The 6,700-nt window shown below is 65.6% G+C and carries 4 protein-coding genes; 3 read left to right on the top strand and 1 reads right to left on the bottom strand.

Translation table 11 applies throughout. The annotated features are described in order from the left end of the window. Nucleotides 1–529 precede the first annotated feature (529 nt). The 3 genes from F8271_RS13460 (at nt 530) to F8271_RS13450 (ending at nt 4,740) form a co-directional block, all read left to right on the top strand. Nucleotides 530–1,777: an MFS transporter gene (locus F8271_RS13460; protein ID WP_151490031.1), complete on the top strand. Its 1,248-nt coding sequence runs from the start codon at nt 530–532 to the stop codon at nt 1,775–1,777. Nucleotides 1,778–1,865: 88 nt separating this feature from the next. Beyond that, on the top strand, nt 1,866–3,398 hold the full coding sequence (locus F8271_RS13455) for a GMC family oxidoreductase (protein WP_151490030.1): 1,533 nt from the start codon (nt 1,866–1,868) through the stop codon (nt 3,396–3,398). A gap of 58 nt (nt 3,399–3,456) precedes the next feature. Further along, nucleotides 3,457–4,740: an aminotransferase class III-fold pyridoxal phosphate-dependent enzyme gene (locus F8271_RS13450; RefSeq protein ID WP_192580274.1), complete on the top strand. Its 1,284-nt coding sequence runs from the start codon at nt 3,457–3,459 to the stop codon at nt 4,738–4,740. A 497-nt stretch (nt 4,741–5,237) separates the two neighbouring features. Here F8271_RS13450 and F8271_RS13445 read toward each other — a convergent pair whose 3' ends face one another. Continuing rightward, nucleotides 5,238–6,671 carry an MFS transporter gene (locus tag F8271_RS13445; RefSeq protein WP_151490028.1) on the bottom strand — a complete coding sequence of 478 codons (1,434 nt, stop codon included), beginning with the start codon at nt 6,669–6,671 and terminating at the stop codon, nt 5,238–5,240. Between the last annotated feature and the right edge of the window lie 29 nt (nt 6,672–6,700).

Here is a 6,700-nt window from a genome sequence, read left to right as displayed (position 1 = left end):
ATTCCAGACCCTCAGCCAGGCCACGGGAGATCTCCTCACGATCGGTCAAGGTCAACATGTTGCGCACAGCGGGAATCCTGTCCCACCGACCCACCAAGATCAAATGCTACGACCGCCTGAACTCGCCTCCCGCTGGGCGGCTGCAAAGGCGCGTTCGCGGGGGTGGCGCAAAAAGAGGCTCACCACGATTACGGGGAAGTCACCAGTCGTTAATAATGGCGAGATCGGGTCCAGCAACCTTTTCGGGGATAGAGATCTGTCGATACCAAGACGCCTCCGGACTCGACACTCACGGCAGTCCGGAGCGACTGTTAGATGGATCACACATCCAACCATTACCGTCCATGCCTTTCGGAGAGATCGAACGCTAACCTCTATATACGGCCGTCGCGAGCGTGCCACCCCTTCAGCAATGACGCCGGGGAATCGGTTTCCGGACACCAGACGTGATCAACGCCGGAAATTGGTCTCGCGCTGCCCGCCCTAGAGGGAGCCGGCGATCTCCCCTTCCACCTAGAGGGAAAGCGCAATGATGCTGCCGAATCATCTCAACAGCATGCCCGCTATGACGTCCACCTGCCGACCGGCATTGTGGTCGGTGCGCCTGATGTTCTTTCTTACTGGGGCGCTGTTCGCCACCTGGGCGGCTCGCATTCCAGCGATACAGTCGCAGTTGGACGTCAATCATACCGGCCTAGCTATCGCATTCGCTGGACTGAACCTGGGCGCTATTGTCGGACTACAGGCGGGTGGTTTTATAACCCCCCGGTTCGGCAGTCGCGCAGTCCTCCGCCTCGTGATGCCGCTGTTCGCCCTGAGTCTCTCAGTGGTACTACTGGCCAACAACCTGACCGGCCTGTCCATCGCCCTCGGGGTGTTTGCGTTCGCCAACAGCTTGGTCGACGTCTCCATGAACGCTCACGGCGTCGCGGTCGAACGGATTGCTGGCCGCCCCCTCCTCAGCAGCATGCACGCGTACCATAGCCTCGGCATGATCAGTGGCGCCGGTCTAGGTGCGCTGGCAGCCCAGGCGGGACTCTCCATCCGGCTACATTTTTCCGTCGTCAGCCTGCTCATCGCCGTAATTGCCCTCTTCGGGTCCCGCGCACTGCTCCCCTCGGCAGTCGATACCGCGTCAGCCCCGGTGCCGGATGGATTCACGGCGCCACGCCGAGCGCGGCACTGGCCGAAACGGCTGGTGATACTCGGCGGAGTGGCGTTCTGCGTCGCTCTAGCCGAGGGCGCGGCAAATGATTGGGCTGCGGTTTACCTGCACGAGCGCGGTGCCAGTAGCTCCCTGGCAGCGGTCGGTTTCGGCGCCTTCGTAACCGCGATGTTTCTCGGTCGGCTGGCGGGTGACCACCTGGTCTCTCGGTTCGGGCCGGTACGTCCATTCCTGCTCGGCACAATGACCGCCGGCATTGGCATGGGAGCAGCGCTGATTATCGGTGGAATGTGGATCGGGATTGTCGGCTTCGCGTTATTCGGTTTCGGTATTTCCTACACGCTGCCGGTCGCGCTGTCCGCCAGTCGTGACGTTTCAGAAGTTCATCCGACCCGAGCGATAGCCAACATATCCACTCTTGGTTACATGGGGTTCTTCTCCGGACCGATGCTCATCGGGATAGTGGCTACCCCCACGAGCCTCGCCATCGGTCTCGCGGTGCCCGTCGCGTTCGTTTTTCTCGCGGGACTAGGCGCGCGGGCGGTAAACATACGGGAACAAGGCCCAGTCGCCATCACGCCCTCCGGAGACAGGAGTCAAACTTACAGATAAACCTCATCGCAACAAGTTCATCCTCAGCGCCAGTCGATTACCTGCAATGAAATAGCTACATGAGTCGACTACCAACCCGGGGGAGAAGTTGAGCGACGAATCAAGTCGTACTTACGACTATTGTGTACTTGGTGGCGGGGCCAGCGGGCTGGTGGCTGCTGTGGAGCTCGCGACGAACGGCAAATCGGTACTGGTGCTGGAGGCGGGAGACCGAATCGCACCGGGTGCCAACCTGCGTACTGCCGAGCAGGCCTGGGAACGGGCACTGTCGCCGGGAGATCCGCGTAAGTCGTCCAATCCATGGACGGCGAGCGCGCTTGGCGGCGGCACCGTTTTCTTCGCTGGCATCACATTCCGTTACCGCGAAATCGATTTCGCTCCTAGTCGCTTTTTGGCAGGCGACGCGCTCGACGGAACCTGGCCTGTCAGATACGCCGATCTTCGTCCCTACTACGACGAGATGGAACGACGACTCGGCGTGGCTCGGACGCTGAGCGGGGATCTGTGGCAACCGCCATCCGCCGGCGCACCACTGCCGCCTCACGACCACGACGAGCGGGGGCAGATACTCGCTGAGGCCGCGCGAGGGCTCGGCCTGCACCCGTTCCCTACGCCGTTGGCGATCAACTCGCGTGCTTTCCAGGGCCACCCGGCCTGCACGGGGTGCAGCGGCTGCACCGAACATGTCTGCCCGTCAGGGGCGAAGGGGGATGCGGTCCGTCGCGTCCTCGATGTCCTGCCCTCGGCGAGGGATATGACGGTGCGCACGGGCGCACGCGTGCTTCGGCTGATTCCGGGCAGGAGGGAGCAGGTTCGGGCGGTGGAGTGGCTCGACGCTGACGGGAAGACCCGGCACCTCACCCAAGCCCGGCAGTTCATTCTCGCTGCCAACGCCGTGCAGACCGCGCGTCTGTTGCTCAACTCGACCGCGAAGTGGGCGCCAGACGGCATCGGCAACAGCTCCGGCCTGGTCGGCGCGGGCTTGTCGGTGAAGCTCAGTGGCTATGTCAGCGGGGTACGGGCGGTTTCCAAGGGCGCACCTCCTGGAGGGCCTCACTCGACCGTGGCGTTCAGCGACTACTACCTGCATCCCGACATCCCCGGCCAACTTGGAGGGATCATGTACCAGGCCAACCCGGTAGTCGATGACGACGGCCGCACCGTGCGGGTGCACGTGCTGGCTGGTGACCAGCCCGTCGAACGCAACCGGGTACGCCTGGCCCACCAGAGGGACACATGGGGGATACCGAAGGCGGTGCTCGACTACCGGATTCACCCCCGCGACGGTGATCGCCTCCGATTCCTCGCGCAGCAGGCCACTAACCTGTTGCACGCGGCTAAGGTGTCCCGGATCCGGTTCGAACCGACCGAGTTCCACCGCGGCAGCCGCCACCTGCACGGCACCTGCCGCTCCGGCCCCGATCCGAAGGAATCGGTGACCACGCCGGACGGCCGACTACACGACGTCGAAAACGTCCACGTCGTGGACGCGAGCCTGTTCCCCTTCGCTGGTGGCGTCAACCCGGTACTCACCATCCAGGCGAACGCGTTGCGCATCGCCCGGAATCTCTCCGCCCGGCCGGCCGCCGCACGCCCGGCCGATCCCAACTGCGTCGACTGACCCGCAGACCAGAATCCGCGCACCTGACCTGATTGTCGAAAGGATGCAGATGTCCTCCATGTCAGCCCTGATCGAGCGGGCGAAACTGGTTACCGCCAGCCCCCGGTGGGATCTGGAGAAACGATTTCCGGTAGTAGCGGACCGCGCCGAAGGGTGCCACGTTTGGGACGCCAACGGCGACCGCTACATCGACTACACCTCTTGCAGCGGTGCGGCGCCGCTCGGCATCGGACACCCATCCGTGGTGCAGGCCGCGATCGACGCGCTGCAACGGGGCGGCATCGTCCCGAACACCCTTTCGTTGCCTCGGATCGAGACGGCCGAGTCCTTGCTCAGCTTCTTCCCTGGCACCGAACGGGTCCGGTTCTTCCGGACGGGATCGTGCGCGACCACGGCGGCGGTCCGCATCTCCCGCGTACACACTGGGCGCCGGCTGGTCCTGACCAGCGGTTTCCACGGCTGGCACGACTGGCACCTCCAATCCGCGTTCGGCGGACTGCCTGGCCGGGACCCCGAGACTGTGGACTTCGGGTACGACTTGGAGCAACTCAGCACCCTGCTCTCCGAGCGGTGGCAGGAGGTTGCCTGCGTCATCGTCACCCCGGAGGTCTGTTTCTTCTCTCACGATTACCACATTGAGCTCGCGCAGTTGGTCCGCAGTCACGGCTGCCTGCTCGTCCTCGACGAGGTGATGACCGGCTTCCGGTACGACCAGGGCGGTTACGCCACCGCCGCCGGCATTCAACCGGACCTGTTCACTCTGAGCAAGGGACTGGCCAATGGCATTGCCCTGTCGGCGGTTGCCGGGCGGGGCGAGATCTTCGACGGCGCGGAATCAGCCTACCTGGGCTACACATACCAGCGTGAGGTCATGCCGTTCGCCGCAGCCAAGGCCAGCCTGGAGGTGTTCCGCTCCGGTGAGCCGTTTACGGCTATGAAGAAGGTCGGCACCGTACTCATCGAAGGGCTGAACCGACTCTTCGAGCGCTCCGCCGTACCAGCCATCGCGTTCGGTTGGCCGTCAATGTTCCGGGTGCTGTTCGTGAACGACGACATCGGGCAGGAGTTCTACGCCGGCCTGCTGCGTCGCGGCGTGCTGATTGAGTACGGCGGCGTACACATGATCTCGGCCGCGACATCCGACCAAGACCTCGCATACACCCTGGAGGCCGCCGAGGAGAGCCTGAATGAGGTGCTCCGGACGGCGCGACCTGAAGTCGGCCGATCAGGCCCGACCTCGGTCACCGACGAGCACGTGTTCGCGCTCGCCGAACGGGCCTTCGGCGCAACAAGGAACACCCTCCAGAAGTGGTGCACAGCCAGAAGTGGTGTACAGCGCTGAACCAGAGAGCAGGGTTGGCTCGCCGCGCTGAAACTGCGCCAGGGCGCATCCGACCGACTGGCAGGTCAACGGCGACGGATTCCAGGGCCTAGTGCCTGCTGGACGGGACCGAAACCGGCCGGAGGCAGTGCTGCCCAGCCGAGAACGCATCGATGACGGCGCAGGCGCAGCCGGTCTCGTCTGCCAGCTCCCCACCCTGCGGCGTCCACGGGCGGCTCGCCCGTGGACGCCGTCAGCGCGTTCGTCCCGACCGGTCGCCGAGGACCAGCGCGTCACACGTCGATCGACACGGTCGGGCAGCAACTGCACCGCGTAAAACAACTCTGCTACCCGCGCGGCATCACGCACCGCCCGCCGCACCACACCCCACCACCACCGAATGCTTGGAGCCGGATCATTATCCCTTCTCACCAGGCTGGAGTTGTTTTTCGTCCGGAAAGCTACCGGTACGCGAACACGAGACCCCTGCATCCGATGTAGTGCGCGGGCGGGCGGGGTCAGAGGCGGTCGGCTCGGGTGTGTAACAGGTCGTGCACGTTGTCGATGTCCGTCGGTGAGGTTCGCGAGGCGAGCCAGTACATGACACCGGTCGGGATGAAAAAGAGCTGGAACGCGGCCAGCCCGACGGCGAAGTTCAGCGGTGGCGGGAATGCCGCTCGAAGCGCCTGGAAGGCCACCCCGACCAGCCCGTTGCCGGCCGCGCGACCGACCCCGTTGACCAGGTTGCCCAGGCTGTACACAGTGCCCCGGTGCTCCGGTGGGTTGACGTCGGCGATCAACGCGAACCAGTTCGGCGAGTTGGCCGACGTCAACGCGAGCGCCACGACGGCGGTGAGCAGGCTCAGCCCGACCGACGGCTCGGTGAACACACTGGCCAGTACCGCACCCACCACCGCGCCGCCGCCCGCGCCGTCCGGCACGTCGATGGTCACCGGTACGAAGAACAACACCAGGTAGAACGGCAGCGCGGCGAGGATGCCGATGGAGGCGACGAGTGCCCGCCCTCGCGGGGTACGCCGTTGCACAGCGTCACCGATCAGCCCGCCCAGGATGGACAGCACCCCACCGAGCTGGAACAGTGTGGCGAAGACGCTGCCCACCACGACCGCTGTCGACGTGGAGTAACCCTGGGCCTCGGCCCGTTCGGCGAAGAGCACCGGCAGCCAGACCAGCGAACCGAACGCGGCCTGCGCGGTCAGACCCTGCAGGATCAGCCACCGGTTGGTCCGCCGGGCCAGGATGCGCGGCAGGTCGGCGCGGCTGATCCGGTAGTCGTACTCGGTGCCGGCGTCCAACCTGCCGGCCAGTTCCGGCTCGCTCTGGCCACGCCGGACGTCGTACGTGAACAGGTAGGCCAGCGTGGCGACCAGGCCGACGCCGGTCAGCAGCAGGAACGGCCGCCGCCAGTCGGCCGCCCCGAGCAGCCCGCCGACGAGCGTGCCCGCGAGGGTGCCGACCCCCTGGGAGAGCCCCCAGAAGCTCATCACCAGCCCACGCCGGGTCGGCGAGATCAGGTCGGTGACCACGGAGAATCCCACCGAGCCGACCGCGCCGAGGCCGACCGCCGCGACCAGTTGCGCGGCCAGGAACGTCAGGTAGCCGCCGGCGAGCGCGCTTCCGCCGGTGCCCGCCGCCCAGAGCAGTGTGCCCACCATGAGCAGCGGTTTGCGGTTGGTGTGGTCCCCGACGTACGCCCAACCGACCGCCGCGACCGCGCTGACCAGGAAGCTGACCGCTGTGACCACGCCGAGCAGCCGCCCGGACACGTCGAACGCGTCGGAGATCGGGCCGTACAGCGGGGGGAGCAGCCCGATCGCCACGTTGTCCAGTGAGGCGAGCAGTACGAACACCACGACGCTGTACAACCGGTGCGCAGGCCCACCGCCCTGACCGTGCGGGCGCAGGCCGGGCCCGCCACTGGTCACCGTCATGACCGGCAGCCAACCAGACCGCGTGAAGG

This window comes from Micromonospora sp. ALFpr18c, from assembly GCF_008868155.1.
GTDB lineage: Bacteria > Actinomycetota > Actinomycetes > Mycobacteriales > Micromonosporaceae > Micromonospora.
The sequence above is the reverse complement of the archived record's forward strand: the minus strand, read 5'-3'. Positions and strand labels throughout refer to the sequence as shown.